The 25825-nt window shown below is 68.8% G+C and carries 24 protein-coding genes; 11 read left to right on the forward strand and 13 right to left on the reverse strand.

All coding sequences use genetic code 11. The annotated features are described in order from the left end of the window. Together purH and QNJ67_21310 are read right to left on the reverse strand one after the other, a co-directional pair. Positions 1-416, reverse strand: a 416-nt coding sequence (gene purH, locus QNJ67_21305) for a bifunctional phosphoribosylaminoimidazolecarboxamide formyltransferase/IMP cyclohydrolase (GenBank protein MDJ0611525.1), incomplete at its 3' end; no start/stop codon positions are given. Positions 417-502: 86 nt separating this feature from the next. Further along, a complete protein-coding gene (locus QNJ67_21310; GenBank protein ID MDJ0611526.1) occupies positions 503-1573 on the reverse strand; it encodes a nitronate monooxygenase family protein in 1071 nt (356 codons plus the stop codon). Between the two features lie 339 nt (positions 1574-1912). Here QNJ67_21310 and QNJ67_21315 point away from each other — a divergent pair, with 339 nt between their 5' ends. Further along, positions 1913-3601 (forward strand): hypothetical protein, encoded by a 1689-nt coding sequence (locus QNJ67_21315; GenBank protein ID MDJ0611527.1) that lies wholly within the window; start codon positions 1913-1915, stop codon positions 3599-3601. Between the two features lie 62 nt (positions 3602-3663). Here the strand turns inward: QNJ67_21315 and QNJ67_21320 are convergent, their stop codons facing one another. Further along, entirely contained in the window at positions 3664-4494 is an 831-nt protein-coding gene (locus tag QNJ67_21320; GenBank protein MDJ0611528.1) for a TauD/TfdA family dioxygenase, read from the reverse strand. A 92-nt stretch (positions 4495-4586) separates the two neighbouring features. On the opposite strand from QNJ67_21320, the gene QNJ67_21325 reads away from it, so the two are divergent. The 3 genes from QNJ67_21325 (at position 4587) to QNJ67_21335 (ending at position 7567) form a co-directional block, all read left to right on the forward strand. After that, a complete protein-coding gene (locus tag QNJ67_21325; protein ID MDJ0611529.1) occupies positions 4587-5282 on the forward strand; it encodes a hypothetical protein in 696 nt (231 codons plus the stop codon). 118 nt (positions 5283-5400) lie between these two features. Further along, entirely contained in the window at positions 5401-6534 is a 1134-nt protein-coding gene (locus QNJ67_21330) for a PQQ-dependent sugar dehydrogenase (protein MDJ0611530.1), read from the forward strand. Positions 6535-6565: 31 nt separating this feature from the next. Then, a complete protein-coding gene (locus QNJ67_21335) occupies positions 6566-7567 on the forward strand; it encodes a TauD/TfdA family dioxygenase (GenBank protein ID MDJ0611531.1) in 1002 nt (333 codons plus the stop codon). 199 nt (positions 7568-7766) lie between these two features. Here QNJ67_21335 and QNJ67_21340 read toward each other — a convergent pair whose 3' ends face one another. From QNJ67_21340 to QNJ67_21350, 3 genes are all read right to left on the reverse strand, one after another. After that, entirely contained in the window at positions 7767-9458 is a 1692-nt protein-coding gene (locus tag QNJ67_21340; protein ID MDJ0611532.1) for a heparinase II/III family protein, read from the reverse strand. Between the two features lie 45 nt (positions 9459-9503). After that, a complete protein-coding gene (gene rpe, locus QNJ67_21345) occupies positions 9504-10169 on the reverse strand; it encodes a ribulose-phosphate 3-epimerase (protein ID MDJ0611533.1) in 666 nt (221 codons plus the stop codon). A gap of 75 nt (positions 10170-10244) precedes the next feature. Beyond that, on the reverse strand, positions 10245-11549 hold the full coding sequence (locus QNJ67_21350) for a transcription antitermination factor NusB (GenBank protein ID MDJ0611534.1): 1305 nt from the start codon (positions 11547-11549) through the stop codon (positions 10245-10247). Positions 11550-11672: 123 nt separating this feature from the next. Between QNJ67_21350 and QNJ67_21355 the strand changes: the two genes are divergently transcribed. The 5 genes from QNJ67_21355 (at position 11673) to QNJ67_21375 (ending at position 18161) form a co-directional block, all read left to right on the forward strand. Next, positions 11673-12971: a selenium-binding protein SBP56-related protein gene (locus QNJ67_21355; GenBank protein ID MDJ0611535.1), complete on the forward strand. Its 1299-nt coding sequence runs from the start codon at positions 11673-11675 to the stop codon at positions 12969-12971. A gap of 26 nt (positions 12972-12997) precedes the next feature. Then, a complete protein-coding gene (locus QNJ67_21360) occupies positions 12998-13756 on the forward strand; it encodes an SCO family protein (protein MDJ0611536.1) in 759 nt (252 codons plus the stop codon). A 5-nt stretch (positions 13757-13761) separates the two neighbouring features. After that, complete coding sequence (locus tag QNJ67_21365) at positions 13762-14931, forward strand: cytochrome c peroxidase (GenBank protein MDJ0611537.1); 1170 nt, start codon at positions 13762-13764, stop codon at positions 14929-14931. Positions 14932-15167: 236 nt separating this feature from the next. After that, a complete protein-coding gene (gene ppk2, locus QNJ67_21370) occupies positions 15168-16088 on the forward strand; it encodes a polyphosphate kinase 2 (GenBank protein MDJ0611538.1) in 921 nt (306 codons plus the stop codon). 141 nt (positions 16089-16229) lie between these two features. Then, entirely contained in the window at positions 16230-18161 is a 1932-nt protein-coding gene (locus QNJ67_21375) for an alpha/beta fold hydrolase (protein MDJ0611539.1), read from the forward strand. 206 nt (positions 18162-18367) lie between these two features. On the opposite strand, the gene QNJ67_21380 is transcribed toward QNJ67_21375, so the two are convergent. The 5 genes from QNJ67_21380 to htpX all read right to left on the reverse strand — a co-directional run bounded on the left by QNJ67_21380 (position 18368) and on the right by htpX (position 22278). Beyond that, positions 18368-19303 carry a hypothetical protein gene (locus QNJ67_21380; GenBank protein MDJ0611540.1) on the reverse strand — a complete coding sequence of 312 codons (936 nt, stop codon included), beginning with the start codon at positions 19301-19303 and terminating at the stop codon, positions 18368-18370. Positions 19304-19393: 90 nt separating this feature from the next. Beyond that, a complete protein-coding gene (locus QNJ67_21385; protein ID MDJ0611541.1) occupies positions 19394-19819 on the reverse strand; it encodes a hypothetical protein in 426 nt (141 codons plus the stop codon). Positions 19820-19836: 17 nt separating this feature from the next. Further along, on the reverse strand, positions 19837-20832 hold the full coding sequence (locus QNJ67_21390) for a hypothetical protein (GenBank protein ID MDJ0611542.1): 996 nt from the start codon (positions 20830-20832) through the stop codon (positions 19837-19839). Between the two features lie 316 nt (positions 20833-21148). Beyond that, positions 21149-21364: a hypothetical protein gene (locus QNJ67_21395; protein MDJ0611543.1), complete on the reverse strand. Its 216-nt coding sequence runs from the start codon at positions 21362-21364 to the stop codon at positions 21149-21151. A gap of 38 nt (positions 21365-21402) precedes the next feature. After that, a complete protein-coding gene (gene htpX / locus QNJ67_21400) occupies positions 21403-22278 on the reverse strand; it encodes a zinc metalloprotease HtpX (protein MDJ0611544.1) in 876 nt (291 codons plus the stop codon). A 150-nt stretch (positions 22279-22428) separates the two neighbouring features. Between htpX and QNJ67_21405 the strand changes: the two genes are divergently transcribed. Further along, the gene (locus tag QNJ67_21405; protein MDJ0611545.1) at positions 22429-22617 is read left to right on the forward strand and encodes a DUF1674 domain-containing protein; all 189 of its coding nucleotides are present in this window, start codon (positions 22429-22431) and stop codon (positions 22615-22617) included. 176 nt (positions 22618-22793) lie between these two features. Here QNJ67_21405 and QNJ67_21410 read toward each other — a convergent pair whose 3' ends face one another. Together QNJ67_21410 and QNJ67_21415 are read right to left on the reverse strand one after the other, a co-directional pair. Further along, a complete protein-coding gene (locus QNJ67_21410; protein MDJ0611546.1) occupies positions 22794-23492 on the reverse strand; it encodes a GNAT family protein in 699 nt (232 codons plus the stop codon). 8 nt (positions 23493-23500) lie between these two features. After that, the gene (locus tag QNJ67_21415; protein MDJ0611547.1) at positions 23501-24232 is read right to left on the reverse strand and encodes a type 1 glutamine amidotransferase; all 732 of its coding nucleotides are present in this window, start codon (positions 24230-24232) and stop codon (positions 23501-23503) included. A 102-nt stretch (positions 24233-24334) separates the two neighbouring features. Between QNJ67_21415 and QNJ67_21420 the strand changes: the two genes are divergently transcribed. Continuing rightward, complete coding sequence (locus QNJ67_21420) at positions 24335-25825, forward strand: PLP-dependent aminotransferase family protein (protein MDJ0611548.1); 1491 nt, start codon at positions 24335-24337, stop codon at positions 25823-25825.

Here is a 25825-nt window from a genome sequence, read left to right on the forward strand (position 1 = left end):
GCCGCGGCGCGGATCAGCGCCGGGCCGCCGATGTCGATGTTCTCGATGCAGGCCTCGCGGCCGGCGCCCGAGTCGAGCGCCTTGCGGAAGGGATAGAGGTTGACCGCGACCAGGTCGATGCCCTGGATCCCGTGCTCTTCCATGGCGGCGACGTGGCCGGGCTCGTCGCGTCGCGCCAGTATGCCGCCGTGGACCTTGGGGTGCAGTGTCTTGACCCGTCCGTCCATGATCTCCGGAAAGCCGGTCACCTCCGAGACCTCGGTGACCGCCACGCCGGCGGCCTGGAGCGCCTTGGCGGAGCCGCCGGTCGAGAGGATCTCGATGCCGAGCGCCTGTAGCCTTCGGCCGAACGCCGAGATGCCGGTCTTGTCGGAAACGGAGATCAGGGCGCGCTTTACGGCGGCGGGCTCGGTCATGGCGGGGCTCCGTTCGGTCTCGGTCAAGGGCCGGGTTTATGCCCCGCCCGCACCAGCGTCAAGCGGGCGCGGCAGCCGCCCGTGCATCATTTCGAACCGAGCAGGTCTCGTGCCTGCTCTACCAGGCTTTCCATCAGCTCGGCGGCGGGCAGCTCCCGAGCCATCGCGGCCGACTGGCCATAGAGGAGGAACTGAAAGTCGAGATCTTCCCTGGCCACGCTGTGCTCACGCAGAGGGTCGCTGAAGCTGTACATGGTGGGGAAGTCGGGCAGTGGGATCCGCTGCTTTGCCATGGCCTCGATGTAGCGGTTGGACTTCGCCCGGGCAGAGCGACCGGAAAAAGCCCTGGTTTGCCTGGTGTCCTGGTCGGTAGCGCGGCGCAGGACGGCCCGGTGCATGTCGCTGACTTGAGCTTCGGGACAGGCGAGAAAGGCCGTCCCCATCTGGACCCCGCTGGCGCCCAGGGCGAAGGCCGCGGCGATCCCTCGTGCGTCGGCGATACCGCCGGCCGCGACTACCGGGACATCGACCGCATCGACCACTTGCGGGACCAGGGCCAGGGTCCCGACGCCCGCGTCCTCGAAGGCGGCATCGAAGCTGCCCTGATGCCCGCCGGCTTCCCAGCCCTGGGCGATGATCGCATCGGCCCCGCCGGCCATCAGCAACCTGGCTTCGGAAACGTTGGTCGCGGAGGACAAGACGCGGCAGCCGGCCTCTTTCAACGCGCGCACCATTTCCAGCGCCGGGAGCCCGAAATGAAAGCTCGCGACGGCCGGCTTTACCTCCAGCACCAGGGCGAGCGTCTCTGCGTTGAAGGGGTGGAACGATGACTCGCCGGCCGAGGGCGCCGTGCCGAGGCCCAACTCGTCGTAGAACGGCGACACGAGGGCATGGGCTTGCGCATCGGCTTCTGGGTTCACCCTGGCCGGCGCGTGCGCGAAGAAGTTCAGGTTGAACGACCGGTTGGTCAGGGCGCGAAGCGCGTTGGACGCGGCCTTGATGTCGTCGAGGGACATGGATCCGCAGCCGAGCGACCCGAGGCCTCCGGCATTGCTGACGGCGGCCGCCAGGGCCGGCGTCGAGGAGCCCGCCATAGGCGCCTGAATGATCGGATGCTCGATGTCGAGCAGAGCGGTGAGATCGCTTCGCGGCCACATCCCGGAGACCTTCCCGGCGGCATCCTAACGGGAGGGCGCGCGGCTGTCATCGGAGGTCCTGGCTGCGCTCCGATCGGGCAGCGCAAAGGGCAGCAGAAGCATCAAGGACGCAGCGCCCGCAACTATTTCAAGAAGTCTAGAAGCCAATAAACCTATTGATTGTGTGATTTCCCACAAGCCCCGGTCGCAGGCTCTGCTCTTATCCAGGGATATTCAAGAAGGGTTTCCCGGTCGACTTTCGATCCTCTTTCCGCGTCGGCGACGCGGTCCTTATCGAGCAGCGAAGCCAAGGGTCCCCGATTTTTTGACGAGAGGCCTGGACCAAAAGGAGAAACTCACATGCCTATTTCTGACGAGATCATCCGCGACCTGGGGATCAATCGGTACTACGAAGGAGTACTCAAAGAGGCCCTGACCCCGATCCGCCTGACCACCCGGGTGGATATTCTGGTTGTGGTCGACACCCAGATCGATACCCAACCCGGGATCGGCTTCGGCATCGGCACGGTGATCGAGCTGATTCGCAGCGCCAAGGTCGGCTGCATGCGATTCAACGTCGACATTGCCGAGCGCTCGGGCGGTTCGCCCAATGTTGTCGCCTCTCCGGCCCCATTCGCGCCGAGATACACGGGTTTCCGTTTCGACATGACCGACGACGGTGCCGACGTGATCGATCGCTACGAGCAGATCTGGTGTTTCGGCTTCGAACCGGGCAACGACGGCGGACCGGACAGCAACATTGAACAACCCTCGGCCTTTCCCGCGACCGACTCCGAGCTGGCCAAGCTGGCAAGCTGGATGAAGCTTCGCAAGGGTGGGCTCTTCGCGACCGGCGATCACGACTACCTGGGCGCCTCCATGTGCCACAGGATGCCGCGGATCGGTACGATGCGGCTCTGGACCAACGCCGATGGCGTGCCTCCGATCGGCACGCCGGATCGTATCGACACGCTCCGGCCGCCGTCACCGGCCTTCGAGCCGGGTAACCCGGGCGGCCCCGCGCCGATGGCGAACAATCCGCAACAGGGGGATTTGACACCCCAGCCGATCGAATGGGTGCCCTGGAGCCGGGTTCGCACTTCTTTCTTTATCGAGAAGGTGCGGCCCCATCCCGTGCTGTGCCATCCCCGGCTCGGGCCGATCGACGTCATGCCGGACCACGCCCATGAGGGCCTCTGCCGCGACACCGGGACCGTGCCCCTGGGCGGCAGCTACGACTTCGACGGCGCCGGTGATCAGCCGGAGTATCCGAACGCGACAGGCGGCGGTCCGCGCCCCGAGCCGACGGTGATCGCCTACGGCAGCACCCTTGGCGATCCACCCTACAACTTCGCCAAGGGTTCCCAGCCGGCGCGTCCGCGATTTCCGATGATCAGCGTCTATGACGGTCACGCAGCGGGAGTGGGCCGCGTTGCGACCGATTCGACCTGGCACCATTGGATGGATGTCAACATCGGCCAGATCAAGGAAGCCGGCGGCACCGACTGGGACAAGATCAGCTGCTACTTCACCAACCTGGCGGTCTGGCTGAGCCCGCCGGGCTACACGACGCGCTGTCTTTCGCTGCACGTCTTGGCCTGCCACTTCCACTGGGTCGGCTTTCAGGAGTTTTCGCCCAAGCTTAAACCGGCCATTCTGGGCCGGGCGCTACGCGAGAACCTTCTGCAGACCTACGGGCCCTGCTGGGTCACCCAGTTCGTTCACGATTTCCTGGATTACTTCGACATCCGGGTGCTTCGTGAGATCGAATTCCCGCCGACCGGTCCGGATGGGCCGGACCCCTGTCTCAGCTGTCCGCCGCTCGAGACGGTAGAGGATGTCATCCTCGGCGGCCTGGTCCAGCAAAGCTTCGAAATGGCGCAGAAGATGCACCGCGCCGCCGCCGCGCGGAAACCCGCTGGCATCCAGATCGAAGCACTGGAAAAGCTGCTCGCGCCCGGCGTGGCGCCGGCTCTGGCCAGCTTCGGCAAGGAATGGCAGGAGGACATGAAGCGCGGCGAAAAGGTGATGAGTCGCTTCTTCGCCTGAACCGCACCGAGCAGATGGGCCCTGGCGGGGGCCACGCCCGGTGGCTCCCGCCCGCGCTTCTCTCAGGTTTCCAGCGCCGTGCAGCGGATCAAGAGCCGACGCTCGCCGGCGAAGTCGTTGATCGGGTAGTGCAGGGTGAAGCGGTTGTCCCACATCACCACCTCGCCGCCGCGCCAGCGCAGGCGGCAGGTGAACTCCGGCCGGCTCATGTGGCGGTCGAGGAAATCGATAAGCGGCCGGCTCTCCTCTTCGGTCATGCCGGTGAAGCGGGTCGCAAACATGCGGTTGAGGTAGATTCCCTCGGCGCCGGTCTCGGGATGGCGGCGGACCACGGGGTGGACCGCGGTCTCGGTCGGATGGTCGGGCCGTCCCGGGCCGTCGTAGCTGTGCACCGCCTCCAGGCCGCGCAGCAGGTCACGCATGCCGGGGCTCAGGGCCTCGAAGGCGGCGATCGTGCTGGCGAAGCCCGTGTCGCCGCCGACCGGCGGAATGATCAGCGCGTGCAGCACCGAGACATACCCCGCCGGCTTGCGGAAGGTGACGTCGGCGTGCCAGTCGCTGCCGCCGAAGAGCCGGGTGCCGTTCGGCTCCTTCCGCATCTCCAGCACCTCCGGCACGCCCTCGGCCCGGATCACGCCCTCGTCGTCGTGGTGGTGGAACGGCGGGCCGAAGAGCGCGGTGAAATCGCGCAGGGCAGCCGGCGTCAGCTCCTGTCCTGGGATCACCAGCACGAGGTGGCGGGCGAGCCCGTCCCTCACCGCCGCCAGTGTCTTCGGATCCGGCGACCCGCTCAGGGTGATCCCGCGCAGCACCGCGCCGAGGTGCGGGGTGATCGGCTCGACCGTCAGCCCGGTCGTCCCCTCTTCGCGGGCAGCAGTGGGTTTACCGTTCATTGCCCAGGTTTTCCTCTGACCGATAACCAAGACTAAAGCACTCGGCCGCACGATCCAGCGTGACGCGGGCAATCCGGGAACGAGCCTGTTCGATGCAGATCATCGAATCCACCCCGTTCGGCGTGCGCAGCGCCGTGATGCGGCTCGAGGCAGAGGAGCGGAGCCCCGCCTTCCTGCTGTTTCCCATGATCCACATCGCCGAGCCGGCGTTCTACGAGGATGTGTCCCGCCGCCTCGAGGCCTGCGACGTGGTCCTGCTCGAAGGGGTCAAATCCCGGACCTCAGCCTTGGTGACCCGCTGGTATCGCGCGGCCGAACAATCTGAGCGCCTGGGCCTGGTCACCCAGCACAGCATGAAGCTGGACCATCTCGGGGCGCGCAAGGTCCATGCCGACGTCGGCGGCGCAGAATTCGAGCGGCGCTGGTGGCGGATCGGGAACTGGATACCCTACGCCCTGGCGCTGGCTGGGCCCCTGGTCGGCGTCTACATGCGATACCTGGCGACCCGCGAGCAGATCGCCCGGCATCTGACCCTCAACCTGCGCAGGTCGCGTGACGACATCCTGAGGAGCGACGACCTGCGCGAGATGGATGCGGTTCTGCTCGACTGGCGTGACCGGCGGCTGATCGAGGTGATCGAGCAGGAGCGCGGCGACCCCGACAACGCCAGGCGGACCATCGCCGTCGTCTACGGGGCGAAGCACATGCCCGCGGTCATTCGCCATCTGATCGGCGACGGCGGCTACCAGGTAGCCGACTCCGAGTGGGTGACGGTTTTCGATCTCTGACCGACGACAAGGGGATCGCATGGCCCGCGATCGCCGGCCCCGCACCTCTTGCTTTCGACCCCTCGCCTAGCCAAATCCCCGGCAGCGTCCACTGCAAGCGCCGAAAGGGAGTCCGCCGATGCGCAACCACGCCCGTCTTCCCGCCGTTCTCGTCGCCGCCGCGCTCATGGCCGGCTGCGCGCCGCGCGTCAGCGCCGAGGACTTCGAGGTGACCGGCAGCGCCGGCTCGGTCCTCCGGGCGTCCAGCGTCGCCGAGTTCGAAGAGCCCTGGGCCATGACCTTCCTGCCCGACGGGACGCTGCTGGTCACGACCAAGCCCGGCACGCTCTTCCACGTCACCCAGGACGGCGGCAAGACCGAGGTCCAGGGCCTCTGGGAGGTCGCCTACGGCGGCCAGGGCGGGCTCGGCGACGTCGTGCTGCATCCGGACTTCACGGAGAATAGCCTGGTCTACATCTCCAACGCCGAGGCGCAGGGCTGGGACCGGGGCGCCCTGGTCTCGCGCGCCCGGCTCGACCGCTCGGGCGCCACGCCGCGCCTGGTATCGGTCGAGCGCATCTGGACCCAGGAGCCCAAGGTCTCGGGCCGCGGCCACTACGGGCACCGCATCGCCTTCGACCCCGACGGCATGCTCTACATCACCGCGGGCGACCGCCAGAAGCTGGATCCGGCGCAGGACTTCGGGCAGGCGCTCGGCAAGGTCATCCGGCTCAACGACGACGGCAGCGTGCCGCCGGACAACCCCTGGCAGGACAAGGGCGAGCGCGCCAAGACCTTTTGGTCCATGGGTCACCGCAACCCGCTCGGCCTCGCCTTTGACGGCCAGGGTCGGCTCTGGGCCCACGAGATGGGCCCGCGCCACGGCGACGAGCTGAACCTGATCGTCAAGGGCGCGAACTACGGCTGGCCCGAGGTCTCCTACGGCAAGCACTATTCCGGCTGGCCGATCCCCGACCATCCCGAGCGCCCCGAGTTCGAAGAGCCCAAGGCCTACTGGGTGCCGGCCATCTCGCCCGCCGGCCTGGTCATCTACGACGGCGACCTCTTCCCCGAGTGGCGCGGCAACGCTTTCATCGGCGGGCTCTCGTCCCAGGCCCTGGTGCGGGTCGAGATCACCGGCGACAGCGCGCGCGAGGCCGAGCGCTTCGAGTGGGACAGCCGGGTGCGCGAGGTCGAGCAGGGCCCCGACGGCGCGCTCTGGGTGCTCGAGGACTCTGACGGCCGCCTCTTGAAGCTGACGCCCAAGAACTGAGAAGATCGCTCCCCGACGAGGGGGGTTCACGGTGCTCACGCTTCAGCCGCTTCCCAGCGCGACCTTCGGCGCGCTGGCCCGATTCGAGGGCGTAACGGATGCCCACGCCCTGGTCGACGCGGCGGAGGCCGAGCCCGAAGCGCTCCCTGAGGCCCTCCTGCAGGCGAGCGGCCTGCTGGTTCTCACCGGCCTCGGCGGGATCGGCCGCGCGCCGGAGCTCCTGCCGCGGCTCAGCCGCCTCTTCGGTCCCGAGGTCGAAGACTACCGCCGGACCCTGACCGACCGGAATAACATTCACCCCCAGGTGCCGGAGATCTATGTCGTCTCCAACATGCCGCCCTCGACCCTGCCGCCGCCGCCGCGGCCCGATCCGCCGCTGACCGCCGAGGGCGGGCTGCCGGTCCAGTTTCCCCACCGGCGCGGCTGGCACACGGACCAGAGCTTCCGCCGCCCGCCACCGGACATCTCGCTGTTCTACGGCGAGACGCCGGCGCCCCGGGGTCAGGGCCAGACGCTCTTCGCCGACGGCACGGCCGCCTACGCCGCCCTGCCGCAAGATCTCAAGGCGGCGATCCGGGATCTCGAAGGCCTCCATGTCATGCCGGGCAAGGGCCGCTCGGAGTACGCGGCGCGGGCCGGCGAGCCCATGCCGGCGCTGCCGCGCCACGAGCGCCCCCAGCGCCAGCCCGTGGTGCGGCGCCATCCGGTCAGCGGCAGGCCCGCGCTCTACCTCTGCGAGGCGGGGCAGATGGACTGGTACGAAGGCCCCTTCGCCGGCATGGCGCCCGGCATCGACGGCGAGGCCGCAACCCTGCTCTACCGGCTCATGACCCACTTCACCCAGCCGGCCTTCACCTACGTCCACGAGTGGACCGAGGGGGACCTCTTGATCTACGACAACCGCTGCCTGATCCACTCGGCGACCTGGTACGACGCCGAGCGGGTCCGGCGGCGCATGTGGCGCACCACCGTGCGCGGCAATCCGGGCTCCGAGTACGCCGGCGAGGCGCGCAGCTGGATCCCCGCCGGCTAACCCCTAGAGCGGATCATGTTTTGACGGAAACGCTTTGCGGTTCCAGCGAAGACATGTGAATCCGCTCGATATCAAGTTGTTAGAGCAGATTCACCGGGTTTGTCGGATCGCCTCTGGCGATTCCGTCAAAACCGGATCTGCTCTAGGAGTCAGGGAAGATAGGGCGGCGCTTGAAGGCCACTTGTCGCACGACGCGGCCTTACGGTGCCTCGTGCCGGAGCCCCCACTTCACGGCGGTCTCCGGCGTCTCGATCTCGCCGCTCAGCACGACCTGCCGGCAGGGCTGCGCCTTGCCGGGACTGCCCAGGTAGACGCTGTCCTCGAGGCCCACGATCGCGCCCTTGGCGCGCAGGCGCCAGGTGCCGCCGCGGGGCAGCTGCAGGACGGCGGAGTTGTTCTCGCCGGCGATGACGTGAACGTCTGGGTGGAGGTGGAAGCGGAGCACGAAGTGCCGCCCGCCCTTGCCCCTTAGCCGGTCCTCGCCGCGCAGGTCCTCGCCGTTCGCCGAGAGGAAGAGGCGGCGGTGGTGGATCTGGCCGAGGCGGCGGCGGTAGCCGTCGTGGCTGCAGTCCAGCCAGGTATTGCCCTCGCTCTCCTCGCGCCGGCTGAAGACGTTCTCGGGCCGGCGCCGGAGCGTGCCGTCGCGCGCCAGCTCCGCGCTGTTGGTGTCGTCGATCACCAGGGTCGAATGGGCCGCCGTGCTGCGCTGGATCTCGCTCCAGGGCCCGTCGCCCAGGTGGGCGCCGCAGTTCACGATCAGGCGCTCGCGCCCGATGCTGACCTCGAAGCCGAGGGTCCCGGCGTGGGCGTGTCGGTCGAAGCCCGGCGGCGGCGGCGGGCCGCAGTCGACCAGCACGACGGCGCGGCCGGCCTGGAGGCGCTGGAAGCCGCTCTGCGGTGCGCTGGTCATGGGCACGCCCTTCACCGCCGCGCGCTGCAGCATCATGTCGATGTGCAGGCTGTTGCCCTCGTCGCCGCCGTTGAACAGCGCCAGCCCGCCGTCGCCGTGGGTCAGCAGGCGCAGCACCGGCGCCATCTGGGTGATCGCGGTCTCCAGGTTGGCCGGCACCTCCAGCCCGCCGGCGCTGAGCAGTGCGCGCAGATCGATCAGGTCGCGCAGCACTTCGCAGTGCAGGCGCGGGTTGCGCTGCACGTGGCCGCCATCGACCCGGATCTGCGCCGAGAGCTCGCGCTCGAGCAGCTCCAGCCCGCGCCGGCACCAGGACCCGCGTTCCGGCAGGCAGACGCCGGCGAAAGTCAGGCCCTTGATCGCGGCGATCGCCTCTGCGCCGGTCAGCCCGGCCGGCAGGACCCGCTCCAGGTGGAGCGCCTGGCGCTCGATCTCGCGCAGCAGGCTCTGGCGGAACTCGACCGTGCCGCTGCTGCCGAAGAACTCGAAGTGGCTCAGCCAGTGACAGAGCCGGCGCCCGGCAATGGCCGGGTTCCAGATCAGCGATTGCCAGGCGACGGCGTTCTCGGCGATCCAGTCGGCGACCAGCCTACGCGCCTGGCGCCGCGCCCCGTCGCCGCCGGCGGCGCGCAGGTTCCGCAGCCAGGCGAAGTCGTTGAGCGCCGCCCGCCAGCGCGGACCGGTGTCCGCCGGCCGCCACAGGGGGCTCGGGTCCTTGTGGGTCTCGCCGTGGAAGCTGAAGCGGCCCTCGATGATCGCCCGCCCGGCCTCGGCGTTGCCGGGCCAGGGGTCCGAGACGGTCACCGCCAGGCGGGTCGGCGTGCTCGGCGACAGGCTGCGCGGGTAGAACGGCAGGGTGAACAGCGGCTGGCGCGCGGCATAGCCGATGCGCTCCATCATCAGCTCGCGCGGCAGCCGGCTCAGGCTCTGCATCTCGGTCCAGGCGGAGCGCGCCTCGCGGCCCCCCCGATCTCGGCTCATTCCGGACATATCGCCCGACCTCTCAGTCCGCCTCGCGCGGCCGCGCTAGGACCCGCCGCGCAGCCGTTCGATGTTGCCGGCGTAGGCCTCCGGCCCGCCGCGAAACGTCGCGGTCCCGGCGACCAGCACGTCGGCGCCCGCGCCGACCGCCCCGGCCGCGGTCTCGAAATTGATGCCGCCGTCCACCTCGAGGTCGATGGCGCGGCCGGTCTCGTCGATCATTTGCCTGAGCGCCGCGATCTTGGCCAGCGCGCCGGGGATGAAGGCCTGGCCGCCGAACCCGGGGTTGACGCTCATCACCAACACCAGGTCGACCTCGTCCAGCACCGGCGCGACCGCCTCGACCGGCGTCGACGGGTTGAGCGAGACGCCCGCCTTCTTGCCCTCGGCCTTGATCAGCTGCAGCGTGCGGTGCAGGTGCGGACCGGCTTCGGGGTGCACGGTGATGATGTCGGCGCCGGCCGCCGCGAAGCCCGGCACGAAGGCGTCGACCGGCGAGATCATCAGGTGGACGTCGAAGGGCAGCTTGGAGTGGGGCCTGAGGGCGCGCACCACATCGGGGCCGATCGTCAGGTTGGGTACGAAGTGGCCGTCCATTACGTCAATGTGGACGTAGTCGGCTCCGGCCTGCTCGATCGCGCGCACCTCCTCGCCCAGCTTGGAAAAATCGGCGGCGAGGATCGAGGGCGCGATTCGCACGTCTTGCTGCATGGCGCCTTGGTATCAGCAAGCGTGAAAGGCCGCAAGCGGGCGGCGCGGCCGGGCGACGGCCGAGGACCGCCTCGTCTATGTGCGGCGCAGGCGGCAGCCGTAGAAGCCGTCCATGCCGCCCTGGGCCGCCAGATGGCGGGGCAGGGTCCGAAGATCGCCTTCGGGCGTGACCATCTCGGGAAGCGGGACATCATCCTGGCGCAGCGGGACCCGTTCGGCCGGCGCGCCGCTTGCGAGCAGGGCCGCGACGCGTTCCGGGCCTTCCTCCGGCTGCAGCGAACAGGTCGCGTAGACCAGGAGCCCGCCCGGCCGGACCATGGCGAGCGCCGCCTTCAGCAGGTCGTCCTGCAGCGCCGTGACGGTACCGAGCTCGGCCGACTTGAGCCGGGCGATATCGGGGTGGCGGCGGATCGTGCCGGTCGCGCTGCAGGGGGCGTCGAGTAGCACCGCGTCGGCTGGCGCCTCCGGCCGCCACGCGCGGGCGTCGGCGCAGACCAGCCGGGCGCTGAGCTCGAGGCGCTCCAGGTTCTCTCTCAGACGTTCCAGTCGCGGCGCCGAGAGCTCGACCGCGGTCACCTCGGCGCCGGCCGCGGCGAGCTGGGCGGTTTTGCCGCCCGGCGCGGCGCAGAGATCGATCACCGTCTTGCCGGCGAGCGCGCCAAACAGGCGGGCCGGCAGGGCGGCGGCGGCGTCCTGGACCCACCAGGCGCCGTCGCCGTAGCCGGGCAGCGCGGCGACGTCGCCGGTGCCGGGCGGCAGGCGTAGGCTCCCGGTCGGCAGGACCGTCGCGCCGAGCCGTTCGGCCCAGGCCTCGGCCGGCTCCTTCACGGTCAGGTCGAGCGGCGGGTCGGCCAGGTGGGCCTCGGCGATCGCCCGTGCGCCGGCCCCGCCGTAGGCCGCCGTCCAGGCGTGCCAGAGCCAGTCCGGCGTGTTCAGCCTGGCGGCGTCCTGTCCGGCGGCCAACTCGGGCCCCTCCCGTGCGGCGCGGCGCATGACCGCGTTGACCAGGCCGCGGAATCCCGCCAGGGCCTGGCCGCGCGCCAGCGACACCGTGGTGTCGACCGCGGCGTGGGCCGGGGTCTCGAGAAACACCAGCTGGCAGAGCCCGAGCCGCAGCAGATGGCGCAGCTCCGACTGCCTCGCCTTCAGCGGCTTGTTCAGGAAGCCGGCGAGCAGCGCGTCGAGCTGCCCCAGCCGGCGCAGGGTCTCGGTCACCAGCTTGCGCAGGAACGCACGGTCGCGCGGCGCCAGGCGGAGGATCGCCGGCTCCCGTGCCCAGGCCTCGTCGAGCGGCCGTTTGCGGTCGAGCACTGCGCTCAGCAGCCCGAGCGCGAGGGCGCGCGCGTCGGGCGGTCCGCTTCTGTGTCGCGGCTTTTCCATGTCGCGGCGGGTTATGACAGAGAAGTTTCCCTACGCACAGGACCAAAGCGCACACCCGCGATGGTGGCACGCGGACCGGATTCCTGGTTAAATGAAGAAAAGGGATAGAGAGGGAGGCAGGAGATGAAACCAATCAAAAAATGGCTTGGCCGATTGGCCGCACTCGTGGCGGTGGCTCTTGCGGCGCAGGTGTCGGGGCAGGGCGCCCTGGCCGACGAGACCTGCCAGTCGCCCTACATGGCCAAGATCACGGGACAGGAAGACTACGTCTATGTCTGGACCCTGGGCGCCGAGGGCATCGGCGACGCGTCGGACAAGTTGGTCACCGTCGACGTACGGCCGGACTCGCCGACCTACGGCAAGGTCGTTCACAGCACCTCGGTCGGCGGCCGGCACGAAGCCCACCACGGCGGCCTGACCGACGACCGTCGGCACCTCTGGGTGAGCGGCCTGGACACCAGCATGATCTTCATCTTCGACGTCGCCACGGACCCGGGGAAACCCAAGCTGGTCAGGACCGTCGACGATTTCGTCAAGGCCAGCGGCGGCGTGGTCGGGCCGCACGGCGCCTATGCCTTGCCCGGACGGGTGATCATCGCGGGCCTGTCGAACGACAAGGACCACGGCGGGCGCACCGCCCTGGTCGAGTACACCAACGAAGGCGACTACGTCGCCACGCACTGGATGCCCAACGTCGGCGAGCATGCCGACGGCTACGGCTACGACGTGCGAATCCTGCCGCGCAAGAACGTCATGCTGACCTCCTCCTTCACCGGCTGGTCCAACTACATGATGGACTTCGGCCAGATGCTGCAGGACGAAGAGGCGATGAAGCGCTTCGGGCAATCGATGGTCTTGTGGGACTTCCACGCCCGCAAGCCCAAGAAGGTGTTCCACGTGCCCGGCGCGCCGCTCGAGATCCGCTGGGCCTGGGGGCCGACCCACAACTACGCCTTCACCACGACGGCGCTGACCTCGCAGATGTGGCTGATTTATGAGGACGAGAACGAAGAGTGGCAGGCCAAGGCGGTGGCCGACATCGGGAATCCGGCCGACATTCCCCTGCCCGTCGACATCAGCCTGAGCGCCGATGACTCCACCCTCTTCGTCAACTCCTTCCTGGACGGCACTCTTCGCGTCTTCGACGTTTCGGACCCGCACAACCCGAAACAGACCTACGAGCAGGTGATCGGCAAGCAGGTCAACATGGTCTCCCAGAGCTGGGACGGGAAGCGGCTCTACTTCACCACCTCCCTGCTGGCGAACTGGGACAAGAAGGGCGAGGACAACGAGCAGTTCCTCAAGGCCTTTGACTGGGACGGCAAGGAGATGACGCCGCGCTTCGCCATCGACTTCTACGAGGAGGGGCTGGGCCGGCCGCACATCATGCGCTTCGGCGCCAAGAGCCTCTATTCCGGCTGAGGCGGGGCCGCGGCGGGCAGAGACCGATGATCGGATCGTTTTTTCGCCCAGGGACTTTCGGCGTCGCCGCGGTGGTCTGCGGCGGCCTTGCGGCCCTCGCTCTCGCCGCCCCGACGTCGGCCCACGACGCCAAGCACCATGCCGTGCCCAAGGATCGGGTCGAGCTCTCCTTCGGCCGCACGCCGGACTACGACTACGAGCCGCCGGTGCCGGGCAGCTATCGCCTCCCGGCCATCAAGCCGGCGGGGGACGGCGCGGTGATCGACGCCGAGGGACGGGAACGCCGTCTTCACGAGCTCGCGGCGGGCCGACTGACGGTTCTGGCCTTCATCTACACGCGCTGCAGCGACCCGCAGGGCTGTCCGCTCTCGATCGGCCTGCTCTACGACCTGCTCTACGTCGGTCAGGAGGACCCGGCGATCGGCGACAACCTCCGCCTGCTGGCTTTGAGCTTCGACCACGAGCACGACACCCCGGCGGTGCTGGCTGAACTGTCCGGCCATAAGGACCCTGCGCAGGCGGCCGGCTCGGACGTGACGTTCCTGACCACGGGGTCACAGGCCGATCTCGATCCGATTCTCGAGGCCTACGACCAGCCGATCGGCCGCAAGGCCGACGACGCCGACCCCTTCGGTCCCTTCACGCATCAGCTCCGCGTCTATCTGATCGACCGTCGGGGGACGATCCGCAACATCTACAGCCTCGGGTTCCTCGACCCGCGCCTGGTCATCACGGACATCCGCACCCTGCTGCTCGAGGAATCACGGAGCGTCCCCAAGGGGTGACGGGCGTGGCCGATCTGGCCCGCGCGGCCGGGCTCGCTCTGGGCCTGCTGCTGGCCTCGACGGCCGGTCTGCAGGCGGACGGCATCGACAAGCGGGCGCTCGCGCGGCTGGCCTCGCCGCCGCTCGGTCTGCCGCCGGTCCCACTTCCCGGCGGGGCGCTGCCCACGGCGGCGGAGGTCGCGCTCGGCCGCAAGCTGTTCTTCGACCGGCGCCTGTCCCACAACAAGACCATGTCCTGCGGCATGTGCCACGTCCCGGAGCAGGGCTTCACGAACAACGAGCTGGCAACCCCGATCGGGGTCGAGGGACGCAGCCTCAGGCGCAACGCGCCGACGATCCTCAACGTCGCCTACCGGGAGCGGCTGTTCCACGACGGCCGGGAGACGACGCTCGAGACCCAGGTCCTCAGCCCGCTGCTCGCGCGCGAGGAGATGGCCAACCCTTCGATCGGCTACCTGCTGGAAAAGATCGCGGCGCTGCCCGACTACGCCGGCCGCTTCGAGCGGGCCTTCGGCGGCGGCCCTTCGATCGAGCGCATCGGCCGGGCGCTCGCCGCCTGGCAGCGCACCATGATCGCCGGCAACGCGCCTTTCGACCGCTGGCGTTACGGCGGCGAGGCGGATGCCTTGACCGGGCGACAGAAGCGCGGTTTCGCGCTTTTCGTCGGCAAGGCCGGATGCGCGGGCTGTCACCTGGTGGGGCAGGATCACGCCCTCTTCACCGACCAGGACTTCCACGACACCGGGATCGGCTACTTCAACAACCAGATCAAGCCGGCCTCCCAGGCGCCCGTGCCCGTCGAGATCGCGCCTGGCGTCCGCGTGGCCTTGAGTCTGGAGGTCATCCGCTCGGTCGGCGATCCGCCCGAACAGGATCTGGGCCGCTACGAGGTCACGCTCGACCCGGCCGACCTGTGGCGCTACCGCACGCCAGGCCTGCGCAACCTGTCGGTGACCGCGCCCTACATGCATGACGGCTCGCTCAGAACCCTGGAGGCGGTGGTGCGCTTCTACGACGGCGGTGGCTACTACCACCCCGGGCTCGATCCCTCGATCAGGCCACTGGGTCTTTCCGAAGAGGAGATCGCCGACCTCGTCGCCTTCCTGAAAAGCCTCGACGGATCCGGCCTCGACGATCTGATCGCCGACGCCCGGAGCCAGGCGGTCGGGAACTGATCGGGCAGGCGGCGCCCCCTTGGGGAGCCGAAAAGATAGCCCCTAACCATGACAGTTTGACGTCGGGCGGTTGCGATCGACCGCCGAGACGGGAAAACTGTCGGCCAGCCGTGCTAGAGCAGATTCACATGTTTGGTCGGAACCGTGAGTGGTTCCGACCAAACATGATCCGCGCTAGTCTGCCGTCCGGCGGATCGCGCCCTTGATCGTGTTGGAAATGGAGGCGGAAGGCAGCAATGAGCAGCAACAGACGGGAGCTGGAAGACAAGAGCTGGATCGAGGCGGAGCTCGAGGACTCCTTCGACGAAGAACTCGAGATGGAGATCGACGACGAGCGGATCGCCCGCGAGCTCAAGACGATCACCGACTTCCGGCACAAGTCGACGCTCCACCGGCGCACCTACTTCCACGAGCTGTTTCGCCTCCAGGCCGAGCTGGTCAAGCTGCAGGACTGGGTCGTGCACAGCGGCTACAAGCTGGTGGTAATCTTCGAAGGGCGCGACGCGGCCGGCAAGGGCGGCGTGATCAAGCGCATCACCCAGCGCCTCAATCCGCGGGTCTGCCGGGTGGCCGCCCTGCCGGCGCCGAGCGAACGCGAGAAGACCCAGTGGTATTTCCAGCGCTACGTCTCGCACCTGCCGGCGGCGGGCGAGATGCTGCTGTTCGACCGCTCCTGGTACAACCGGGCCGGCGTCGAGCGGGTCATGGACTTCGCCACGGCCGAGCAGGTCGACCAGTTCTTCTACGACGTGCCGGAGTTCGAGCGCATGCTGGCGCGCTCGGGCATCAAGCTGATCAAGTACTGGTTCTCGATCACCGACCAGGAGCAGCAGCTCCGCTTCCTGATGCGCATCCACGACCCCATGAAGCAATGGAAGCTGAGCCCCATGGATTTGCAGTCGCGGGCGCGCTGGGAGCTCTACACCAAGGTGAAGGAGGAGATGCTGGAGCGCACCAACATCCCCGAGGCGCCCTGGTACATCGTCGAGGGCAACGACAAGAAGCGCGCCAGGCTCAACTGCATCCAGCACCTCCTCGACCAAGTGCCCTACGAGGAGGTGCCGACGGATTCGATCACCCTGCCCGAGCGGGTCTTCAATCCCGATTACGAGCGCAAGGTGCTGCCCGACGAGCTCTACGTGCCGGAGAAGTATTGAGGCGGTCGACGCCCTGCCCGACCTCAGCCGCGGCCCCGGCATCCCCGGCTGACCGACGGCCCCGCGCTCTTTGATTCGGGTCAAGGAAAGCGGTCGCCCGGTGCCTTAGGTCTTGCTCACGCGGGACATCGAGGCGGGACCATGGCAAGGCAAGGCGAGAGGGCATCGGCCAGGCGCGGCGCGCGCCCGCGCCCGTCCGCACGCGGCGACACCAAGGTCGCGAAACTGGCGCCGTCCGGCGCCCGGCTTCGACCGTCCGTGGAGGCGGAGGAGGGGAAAGCCCGCCGCGCCGTAGAGCCCTCGGCCGCGCAGCCGACCAAGTTCCGCCCGGACAGCCGCGTCGAGGACTACGCGCCGGACCTGGGCGCGCGCCAGTTCGACCGCATGGTCCGCGCCGCCCTGGCGCAGGCGCAGGCGACCTCGCCGGTCGCCCTGACCCTCGCCTTCACCGATCTCGGCGCCAATCTCATGCTCTCGCCGGGCAAGCAGGGCCACATGCTGCGCTACGCCTGGATCATGGCCGCGCGGCTCGCCGAGTACGCCGGCGCGGCGCTCGGCGGCGGCGCGCCGGAGCCGCTGGTCGAACCGCTGGCCCACGACAAGCGCTTCGAGGATCCGCTCTGGCGGCAACCGCCCCACAGCATCACGGTGCAGAGCTTTCTCCTGGCGCAGCAGTGGTGGCACAATCTGGTGACCCAGGTCCCCGGCGTCTCAAAGCAGCACGAGGCCCAGGCGGCCTTCGTCATGCGCCAGCTGCTCGATGTCTGGTCGCCGAGCAACTTCCTGGCGACCAATCCCGTGCTGCAGCGGGCCACCGCCGAGAGCGGCGGCGAGAACCTCTGGCGCGGATACCAGCACTTCCTGGCGGACTGGCAGGACCGGATCCTGCATCGCAAGCCGGCGCCGGCGCAGCGCTTCCGGCCGGGCCGCGAGGTCGCCGTCACGCCGGGCCGTGTCGTCTACCGGAACCGGCTGGTCGAGCTGATCCAGTACAGCCCGCAGACCGAGCGCGTGCACCCGGAACCGGTGCTGATCGTGCCCGCCTGGATCATGAAGTACTACATCCTGGACCTGTCTCCGGAGAACTCCTTCATCCGCTACCTGGTCGAGAAGGGCCACACGGTATTCTGCCTCTCGTGGCGCAACCCGACGGCCGAGGACCGGGACCTCGACATGGACAGCTACCGGCGCCTCGGCGTGATGGCCGCGCTTGACGCGGTCTCGGCGATCGCGCCGGACCGGGGCATTCATGCGGTCGGCTACTGCCTCGGCGGCACTCTGCTCGCGGCCGCCGCCGCCGCCATGGCGCGCGACGGCGACCGGCGCCTGGCGAGCATGACCCTCCTGGCCGCCCAGGTGGACTTCAGCGAGGCCGGCGAGCTCAGCCTTTTCATTGACGACAACCAGGTTAGCTATCTGGACGACCTGATGTGGAGCCAGGGCTTCCTCGACAGCAGCCAGATGGCCGGCGCCTTCACGCTGCTGCGCTCGAACGATCTCTTCTGGTCGCGCATGATCCACGACTACTTCCTGGGCGAGCGGACCAACAAGAGCGACCTCATGTCGTGGAACGCGGATGCGACGCGCATGCCCTATCACATGCACTCGGAGTATCTCCACGCCCTGTTCCTGGAGAACCGCTTGGCGCGCGGCAAGTACCAGGTCGAGGGCCGCCCGGTCGCCTTGACCGACATCGAGGTTCCGCTCTTCGCCGTCGGGACGGCGAAGGATCACGTTGCCCCCTGGCGCTCGGTCTACAAGATCCGTCTGCTGACCGACACGGCGGTCACCTTCCTGCTGACCAGCGGCGGGCACAACGCCGGGATCGTCACGCCGCCCGGCCATCCCCGGCGCATCTACCAGGTGTCCACGGTCCACGACCACGAACGCTACGTCGATCCCGACCGCTGGCGGCTCGAGACGCCGGTGAACCAGGGCTCGTGGTGGCCGACCTACCAGGCCTGGCTGGCGGAGCATTCAGGCGAGCCCGTGCCGCCGCCGCCGACCGGCAATCCCGATGCCGGCTATCCGCCGCTCGACGACGCGCCCGGCAGCTACGTGCACCAGAGCTGAGGGACAAGTTTCTCCAGCAGGATGATGTAAAAGGCCTAGAGCCCTTGATCACGGTCATCCTTCGACAGGCTCAGGATGAGGATAAGTACATGAAATATATCGCCCTCACCCTGAGCTTGTCGAAGGGTGATGGTCCCGGCTGAGCACTTCTTCAGCAGCCTCCTGGAGCAGATCCATCAAAGCCGGCGGATCCGCTATAGAAGCGGCTACTCGGTGCCGGTGATCGTGACGCTGCGCAGCGCGTAGTCGCCGCCCGAATTCACCACCGCGAAGCCGTCGAAGGGGTCTCGGAACCGGCGGTCGGTCACGTTCATGACTTCCTGGCCGTCGAGCCTGACGATCATGAGGCCCGCCGGATCGCGGGTCCATTCGATGGCATGGACCTGCCCGTCCTCCAGCTCGAGCGGCTCGCCGTAGATCTCCACGGTCGAGACCATGCCGCGCGGCGAGATGCTGTTGAGCTCCAGGGACGGTCGGTCGCCGGACCGGTAGGCCAGGCGATAGCCGGCCGCGGCCGCGTCGCCTTGATAGGGGCCGAATTCGAAGCGGGGATTCGACACGCCCTCCAGGGCGCGCGCCGTCAACTCGAGACGCAGAGCGAAGGCGTTGGTGATCGTTACGGGCGCGATCACGGCGGCGACGCCCGCGGCCTTCGGTGCGGGCGCCGTCTCCTTTTCCTCGAGCGCCTGCTTCAGGATCTCGCCGAAGAGCCGCTTGACCGCCTCCTCCTCTGTGACCGCGGGTTCCTGCTGCGCCCCGGGCCGGCCCTCGATCACCGAACGCAGGCCGTAACGCCAGTCGATCAGGAATTCCCCCGCTGTGACCTGCCAAGGCGGCGACGGCTCCGGCGCGCGGCCGGAGAAGTCGTCGCTGAACAGCGGTCTGCTCCAGGGATTGTCGTAGCGGCCGATCGTCCGGCGCAGCTCGCGCAGGAACCAGGGGTCGATCAAGCGTTCGCGCTCGCCCCGTTCCAGCTGCACCTCGAGCTCGTCTATCAGGCCCTGGAGCCGCGCCCGGTCGCCTGACGGCGGCTCGGCGAGCGCGGGCCGGACGGGGGCGGCAAGTCCCAAGACCAGCGCCCCGATCCCCAGGGCCACGATCCGTTTACGCGGGGACATCATCAGCGAGAAAGCGAGATCCATCTTTCAGACTTTGCGACGTTAGCACGCTTCCCGGCGCTTTGCCTCCGATGCGACGCGGATCGCCGACGGCGCGGGACGCCCGCGCTCAGGTCACACGACGACCCGCTTCACCAGCGAGATGATCTTGACGATGACGCCTTCGGCCTTGTTGATCGTGCTCGTCAGCTTCTTGAGGCGCTTGGTGATCCGCTCGATCTCTCCCGCGTCCTCGCTCAGCTGATTGGCGAGGACGTCCAGTTGCCCGGCGGCATCGACGATGGTCGGCAGGTTGTCCAGAAGCTCGACCCGGTGCCGGGCCAGGAGGCCGATCAGTCGCCCGGCCGCGTCCCGCGCCTCCTTCAGTTCCGCCAGGCTGGTTTGCTTGGCCTGATCATCGCCGTCGCGCAGCTCGCGCTGCAGCTGGGTCACCCGGGCCTGGGCAGTGGTCTGCTGTCGGAGGAGCTCTTCGATCTTGGCGCCGGCCTCGGCGCTGCGGCGCTCGATCGCCGCTGCCAGCTCCGCTCGCGTGTCGGTCATGGCAAGGAGTCCTCTCCTCAGTTATCCGCGAGCGCGGTCTTGGCCGCGCGCGCCGCGTTGAACAGGTCCATGGCGGCGGCGATTGCGGGAGCCAGATGCCGGTCCGGTTCGTCGAAGGCTTCGATCAGCGCCCGGTGCGCTTCCGGCAGCTTCGTGAAGGGGGCCGCCGGATCACCGCTCAAGAGCGTCAGGAGCCGGCCGTGTGCGGCGACGGCGTCGTCCGCCTTGGTCACGTAGGCCGACGCGCTCGCTTCGTTGACCGCGTCCAACCGCTTGAGGAGCGTCTGCTTGGCCGCGTTGACCGACTCGAACCGCGCCGCATAGAGCACCCGGACCACGCTCGCGGAGCCCTTCTCGATCCAGGGCTGCGCCTGGGTCGCCGCCTCCTTTAGCGCCTCCGTGCGCCGGTTCTCCAGATAGTAGAAGCTCGCCTTGGCGACGAAGGCCGTCACCAGCCCCAACTCGGGGAGCGTCGGCGCCTTCTCGTTCGCCGCGGTGGCCGCGCTGTTCGCCAGTGAGGTCATGGCGTTCCCCAGATCCTGGACCGATTGCTCGAAGCCCGCCTGATCGGCGGTGACGGCGACCCGGTCCAGAGCGGCGGCATAGTCGGCCACCGAGGTCGCGAAGCGGCTGGCGTTGCGCATGGCCGCGCGGGAGTTGAAAAGCGGCGCGAGATCTTCGTTGTCGGGCAAGAGCAGGCAGGAGTCCAAGAGCGCCTCCGGCAGCGGCGCGGGCTGCTGCTTGCCGGCTTCCAAGTTGAAGGCAACGATCGCGGCGTCACAGCCTGGCGCGAGGCTCACGATTGGCCTTTGATCGAGCAGAACCTCCCGGCGCAGGTCCTTGCGGACGTCGCCGGCTTCCTCGACGCGCGCCGTCATGTAGGCCGAGGTCTCGGCGGTCGCTTTCTTGAAGGCTTCGACTTCCGGACGATAGGTGGTGGGTGTCACGCAGCCCGAGAGCGCCGCGAACAACAGGACGGAGGATAGGCCCGCAAGCAGGCGATCAAAGCGCATTATCGGTTTCCCCCTCGAAAACTCACGAATCCGTGAAGAATCCTTCAGCCGCCCCGACGGTCTCGTCGAAATGGGCGAGAGGGACGGGAGCGCCGGAATTGCTTGCCCGGTCCGACGCTCACCGGACGGCGTCAGCCTAGAGGTTTATGTCGCGCGTGACGACTCCCGCTTTGGTCGTATCGGGCTTTCGCCGTCGCGCCCGGCCGAGAAACCCGAGGCGAGGCCGCTCCAGGTTTCGCTCGACATCAATTTGTTGGAGCAGATTCACCAGATTTGTCGGATCGCCTCTGGCGATTCCGTCAAACGCGGATCTGCTCTAGCGTCCGCCGCCGCGGCCCCGGGTCGAGGGGCGGTAGCGCGACCATCTTTCCTCGACGCAGGCGGCAAAGCGCTCCGAACCCGCGTCGATTCCAGCCGCTTGGCACTCGGCTTCGAAGCGGGCCTGCGTGCTCTCGGTACCGGCACAAGCGGCCACCAGCAACAAAACGCCGAATGCCAGGCCGATTCTTCGGAGTGACGTTGCGATCGTCATGGTTTCCTCCCTAAAGGCGCGCTCAGGTGCCGTGACGCTCAGCCCCAGGGGCCGCCCGCCGCCTGGCCCATCTCCTGCGCCATGCGGCGCAGCGCGGCGACCCGGTTGGCCGTGTTGGGGTGGGTCGAAAAGAGGTTGTCGACCTTGTGCGCGTGCAACGGGTTGATGATGAACATGTGGGCCGTCGCCGGGTTGCGTTCGGCCGCGTCGTTGTCGATTCGCTGGGCGGCGTTCTGGATCTTCTCCAGCGCCGAGGCGAGCCAGAGCGGCCGGCCGCAGATTTCCGCGCCGACCCGGTCGGCCTCGTACTCGCGCGAGCGGCTGATCGCCATCTGCACCAGCGCGGCCGCCATCGGCGCCAGGATCGCGACCAGCAGGACGCCGACGAAGCCGAGCGGCGAATTGCGGTTGCCGCCGAAGAAGAGCCCGAAGTTGGCCAGCATGGAAAGCGCGCCCGCGATCGTCGCCGTGATCGTCATGGTCAGGGTGTCGCGGTTCTTCACGTGGGCCAGCTCGTGGGCCATCACCCCCGCGACTTCTTCGGAGCTGAGCCGGCGCAGCAGGCCGGTGGTCGCCGCGACGGCCGCGTTCTGCGGGTTGCGGCCCGTGGCGAAGGCGTTGGGCTGATCGTTGTCGATGATGTAGACCTTCGGCATGGGCAGGCCGGCGTTGTCGGCCAGCTGTCCGACCAGGGCGTGGAGCTGCGCCGCCTGCCCGCCAGACCGCGAGTCCACCTCGCGCGCGCCGTACATGCTCAGCACCAGCTTGTCCGAGTTCCAGTAGGCGAAGGCGTTCATGGCGACGGCGACGCCCAGGGCGACGAGCATGCCGACCTCGCCGCCGATCATGAATCCGACCGCCAGGAAGAGGGCCGTCATCACGGCCAGCAGCACGCCGGTGCGCAGGGTGTTCATCGCTCTCCTTCCGCCGTGTTCCCGTGCCCAAAAGAATCCAGGTGGGCTCGGGCGGAAGGCCCGTCAAGCCTTGGCAGAGGCCGGTGCCATCGCCATATCTGCTTTATGAGTAGCTCCTTCAAGCGACACGATATCAGCCCAGCCCCCGCGGTGCCCGGATCGGAGAAGAAGCCGGGCCCGCGGCCGGTGAGGACGGTGCCGGCGGGTAAGGCGGAGAAGGCTGAGAAAGTGTCCGCTCAGAACAAGCCCGAGTCGAAGAAGGAGATCGGCGGCCCGAGCGGCCCCGAGCCGACCCGCTACGGCGACTGGGAAGTCAACGGCCGCTGCATCGACTTCTAGGCCCAAGACTCGCGGGTCCTAACTCTCGTTCAACTCTTTCTGTCATGCCCTGACTTGATCCGGGCATCCAGGGTTTGTTGGCGTTGGCCTGCGGTAGCCCTGGATGCCCGGGAGTGCGGAGCACTTGGGCTACGCCCGCCCGGGCATGACAAGTTAAAGCTGGGCACTTTTTCTCTTCAATCCGGGCTCGCCGTCAGCGCGCTCAACGCCTGTTTCTGCCGCCCCTCTCCATCGAAATTCTCGTCCGCCAGCCAGGTCCCGTAGGCGGTCCTCAGGCGCGGCCACTCGCCGTCGAGGATCGAGTACCAGGCCGAATCCCGGTTGCAGCCCTTGACGACCAGGTGCTGGTAGAAGATGCCCTCGAAGGTGAAGCCGAGGCGCAGCGCGGCGCGCCGCGACCCCTCGTTGAGCGCGTTGCACTTCCACTCCATGCGCCGGTAGCCCAGGTCGTCGAGAGCGTGGCGCATCATCTCGTAGAGCGCCTCGGTCGAGGCCCGGGTGTTCTGCAGCGGCGGCGAGAACCAGATATGGCCGATCTCGATGCTGCCGTGGGCCGGCACGATGTTGAGGTAGCTCGCCATGCCGGCCGCGCGGCCATCGGACTTGTCGCGAATGGCGAAGAACAGCGGGTCGGCCGAGGCGGCGCAGCCCTCCAGCCAGTCGGCAAAGGCGGTCTCGCTGTCGAAGGGGCCGTAGGGCAGATAGGCCCAGAGGGCGCGGGCCTCATCGTCGGCGTGGGCCAGGGCATAGAGCTCGGACCCGTGCCGCGCGGGATCGACCGGCTCCAGGAGGACCGAGCGCCCCTCCAGCGGCGCACGCTCGGGGCGGGCGCCGCTCGGCAGGCGATCGAGAGTCCGGCCGGATACCTGTCGCATCGGTCGCCTCAGGCCTCGACCATGAGGGCCATGAAGTTGTCATAGATCCGGCGGGCATTGGCCTTGAACCCGGCCATGTGGCGGTCGGCCTCCGCCTTCATCTTCGGCAGGGCGCCGGGCCCCAGGCTCCTTTCAAGGGCGGCCTCGTAGGCCGGAATGCCGCCCCACTCCTCGACCGTCGTCTCGGTCAGCTCGACGTGGTACTGGATGCCGAGCGCCCGGTCGCCCCAGGACAGGGCCTGGACCCGGCAGGCCGGCGAGGCGGCCAGGATCTCGGCGCCCTCGGGCGGCTCCAGCACCTCGGCGCCGTGCCACTGCAGGCAGGCGTGTGTCTCGGGCAGCCCGGCGAGCAGCGGCGAGCGCCGGCCGGCTTCGGTCAGCGCGACCTCCATCACGCCGATCTCCGGCTGGGCCGCCTTGCCGACCTTTCCGCCCAAGGCCTCGGCCAGAAGCTGATGACCCAGGCAGAGTCCGAGAAACGGCATCTTGCGTTCCGCCACCGCGCGGCGGATCGCTTCCTTCTCCGGCTTCAGCCAGGGGTGCTGGTCCTCCTCCCAAACGTCCATAGGGCCGCCCATGACCCAGAGCGCGTCGTAGCCCTCGAGCGGCGGAATGGCCTCGCCCTCGTCGAGCTCGACGGCGTCCCAGGCGACGCCGTCGGCGGCCAGGAACTCCCGGAAGACGCCGGGATGCTCCAGGGCGATATGCTGGAAAACCAGGATGCGCGGTTTCGACTCCATGGCCTGCCCCTTGCCGCCGATTTGCGGGCCAGTCTAAGGTACAAGTGGAGCGGTCGAAAGATCCGCTTTTGGCCTGTTCGTAGAACCACTTTGCACTGCTTCATGTCACGCTCCGACAGCGCCGCTCTGATCGCCCTGGGACTCGACCGGGACGGGGCCGAGCCCCTGCAGCGCCAGCTCTACCGCCAGGTGCGCGAGGCGGTGCTTGCCGGACGCCTCGCGCCGGGCACCCGCCTGCCCTCGTCGCGCGGCCTGGCGCGCGAGCTGCGCTGCTCGCGCAACACCGTGGTCGGCGCCTACGACCAGCTCTACAGCGAGGGCTATCTCGAGGGTCAGCTCGGCTCCGGCACCTACGTGTCCCAGGTGCTGCCGGAAGAGCTTCTCTCCGCCCGGCCCGGGCGGGACGCGCCGCCGGCGGACCGCCGAAGCGCCGCTCTGTCGCGGCGCGGCCGGGCCCTGCTGGCGCCACCGGTCTCGCGGGGCCCACGCCACCGGGCCTTCTCACCCGGCTTCCCCGAGGTCGAGAGCTTTCCCTTCGAGCTCTGGTCCCGCGCGCTGGCGCGGGTCTGGCGCCGGCCGCCGCGCGATCTCCTGGCCCACGGCGACCCGGCCGGCTACCCGCCGCTGCGCCGCGCCATCGCCAACTATCTCCGGGCGGTGCGGGCTCTGGACTGCAGCGCCGGGCAGGTGATCATCACCAGCGGCGCCCAGCAGGGCCTCGACCTGACGGCGCGCTTCCTGCTCGATCCCGGTGACCGGGTCTGGATCGAGGAACCCGGCTATCCGGGGCTGCGCGGACCGCTGGTCGCCAACGGGGCCGAGATCGTGCCAGTACCGGTCGACGGCGAGGGTCTCTCGCTCGAGGCCGGTGTCGCGCGGGCGCCGGACGCGCGCCTGGCGATCGTCTCGCCCTCGCACCAATACCCGCTCGGCGTCACCATGACCCTGGCCCGCCGCCTCGCGCTGCTCGACTGGGCGCGCGGCGCCGACGCCTGGATCCTGGAGGACGACTACGACAGCGAGTTCCGCTACGCCGGCCGTCCGCTGACGGCGATGCAGGGCCTCGAGCCGCCCGGCGGCGACCGGGTGATCTATCTCGGCAGCTTCTCCAAGGTCTTGTTCCCCTCGATCAGGCTGGGCTACATCGTGGTCCCGGAAGACCTCGCCGAGGCCTTCGCCCAGGCCCGGCGGGCGGTCGACGACCACCCCTCGGCGGTTGTCCAGCCGGTGCTCGCCGACTTCATCGACGAGGGCCATTTCGCCGCCCACCTGCGCCGCATGCGCCTGCTCTACGCCGAGCGCCAGGCCGCCCTGGTCGCCGCCGCCGGACGCCACCTTTCGGGGCTTCTGACGGTCGCGCCCGACGAGGCCGGCATGCACCTGGTCGCCCGCCCGACCCCGGCGCTGGCCGGACGGATGAGCGACCTGGAGATGGCGGACCGCGCGGCGGCGGCCGGCATCACGGTCTGGCCGCTCTCGGCCTACTACCTGGAGCAGGCGAACGACAACGGCCTCATGCTCGGCTACGCCGGCGTACCGGAAGCGGAGATCGAGGCCAAGGCCCGGGATCTGGCCGAGGCGCTGAGTACCTGA

It is taken from the genome of Kiloniellales bacterium (genome assembly GCA_030064845.1).
In the GTDB taxonomy this organism is placed as follows: Bacteria; Pseudomonadota; Alphaproteobacteria; order Kiloniellales; family JAKSDN01; genus JASJEC01.

Excerpts from the sequence above, each read along its gene's own strand:
- QNJ67_21310 (MDJ0611526.1), bottom strand. The coding sequence starts at position 1,573 with ATGTGGCCGCGAAGCGATCTCACCGCTCTGCTCGACATCGAGCATCCG.
- QNJ67_21315 (MDJ0611527.1), top strand. The coding sequence starts at position 1,913 with ATGCCTATTTCTGACGAGATCATCCGCGACCTGGGGATCAATCGGTAC.
- QNJ67_21320 (MDJ0611528.1), bottom strand. The coding sequence starts at position 4,494 with ATGAACGGTAAACCCACTGCTGCCCGCGAAGAGGGGACGACCGGGCTG.
- QNJ67_21325 (MDJ0611529.1), top strand. The coding sequence starts at position 4,587 with ATGCAGATCATCGAATCCACCCCGTTCGGCGTGCGCAGCGCCGTGATG.
- QNJ67_21330 (MDJ0611530.1), top strand. The coding sequence starts at position 5,401 with ATGCGCAACCACGCCCGTCTTCCCGCCGTTCTCGTCGCCGCCGCGCTC.
- QNJ67_21340 (MDJ0611532.1), bottom strand. The coding sequence starts at position 9,458 with ATGAGCCGAGATCGGGGGGGCCGCGAGGCGCGCTCCGCCTGGACCGAG.
- rpe (MDJ0611533.1), bottom strand. The coding sequence starts at position 10,169 with ATGCAGCAAGACGTGCGAATCGCGCCCTCGATCCTCGCCGCCGATTTT.
- QNJ67_21350 (MDJ0611534.1), bottom strand. The coding sequence starts at position 11,549 with ATGGAAAAGCCGCGACACAGAAGCGGACCGCCCGACGCGCGCGCCCTC.
- QNJ67_21355 (MDJ0611535.1), top strand. The coding sequence starts at position 11,673 with ATGAAACCAATCAAAAAATGGCTTGGCCGATTGGCCGCACTCGTGGCG.
- QNJ67_21360 (MDJ0611536.1), top strand. The coding sequence starts at position 12,998 with ATGATCGGATCGTTTTTTCGCCCAGGGACTTTCGGCGTCGCCGCGGTG.
- ppk2 (MDJ0611538.1), top strand. The coding sequence starts at position 15,168 with ATGAGCAGCAACAGACGGGAGCTGGAAGACAAGAGCTGGATCGAGGCG.
- QNJ67_21375 (MDJ0611539.1), top strand. The coding sequence starts at position 16,230 with ATGGCAAGGCAAGGCGAGAGGGCATCGGCCAGGCGCGGCGCGCGCCCG.
- QNJ67_21380 (MDJ0611540.1), bottom strand. The coding sequence starts at position 19,303 with ATGGATCTCGCTTTCTCGCTGATGATGTCCCCGCGTAAACGGATCGTG.
- QNJ67_21385 (MDJ0611541.1), bottom strand. The coding sequence starts at position 19,819 with ATGACCGACACGCGAGCGGAGCTGGCAGCGGCGATCGAGCGCCGCAGC.
- QNJ67_21390 (MDJ0611542.1), bottom strand. The coding sequence starts at position 20,832 with ATGCGCTTTGATCGCCTGCTTGCGGGCCTATCCTCCGTCCTGTTGTTC.
- QNJ67_21395 (MDJ0611543.1), bottom strand. The coding sequence starts at position 21,364 with ATGACGATCGCAACGTCACTCCGAAGAATCGGCCTGGCATTCGGCGTT.
- htpX (MDJ0611544.1), bottom strand. The coding sequence starts at position 22,278 with ATGAACACCCTGCGCACCGGCGTGCTGCTGGCCGTGATGACGGCCCTC.
- QNJ67_21410 (MDJ0611546.1), bottom strand. The coding sequence starts at position 23,492 with ATGCGACAGGTATCCGGCCGGACTCTCGATCGCCTGCCGAGCGGCGCC.
- QNJ67_21415 (MDJ0611547.1), bottom strand. The coding sequence starts at position 24,232 with ATGGAGTCGAAACCGCGCATCCTGGTTTTCCAGCATATCGCCCTGGAG.
- QNJ67_21420 (MDJ0611548.1), top strand. The coding sequence starts at position 24,335 with ATGTCACGCTCCGACAGCGCCGCTCTGATCGCCCTGGGACTCGACCGG.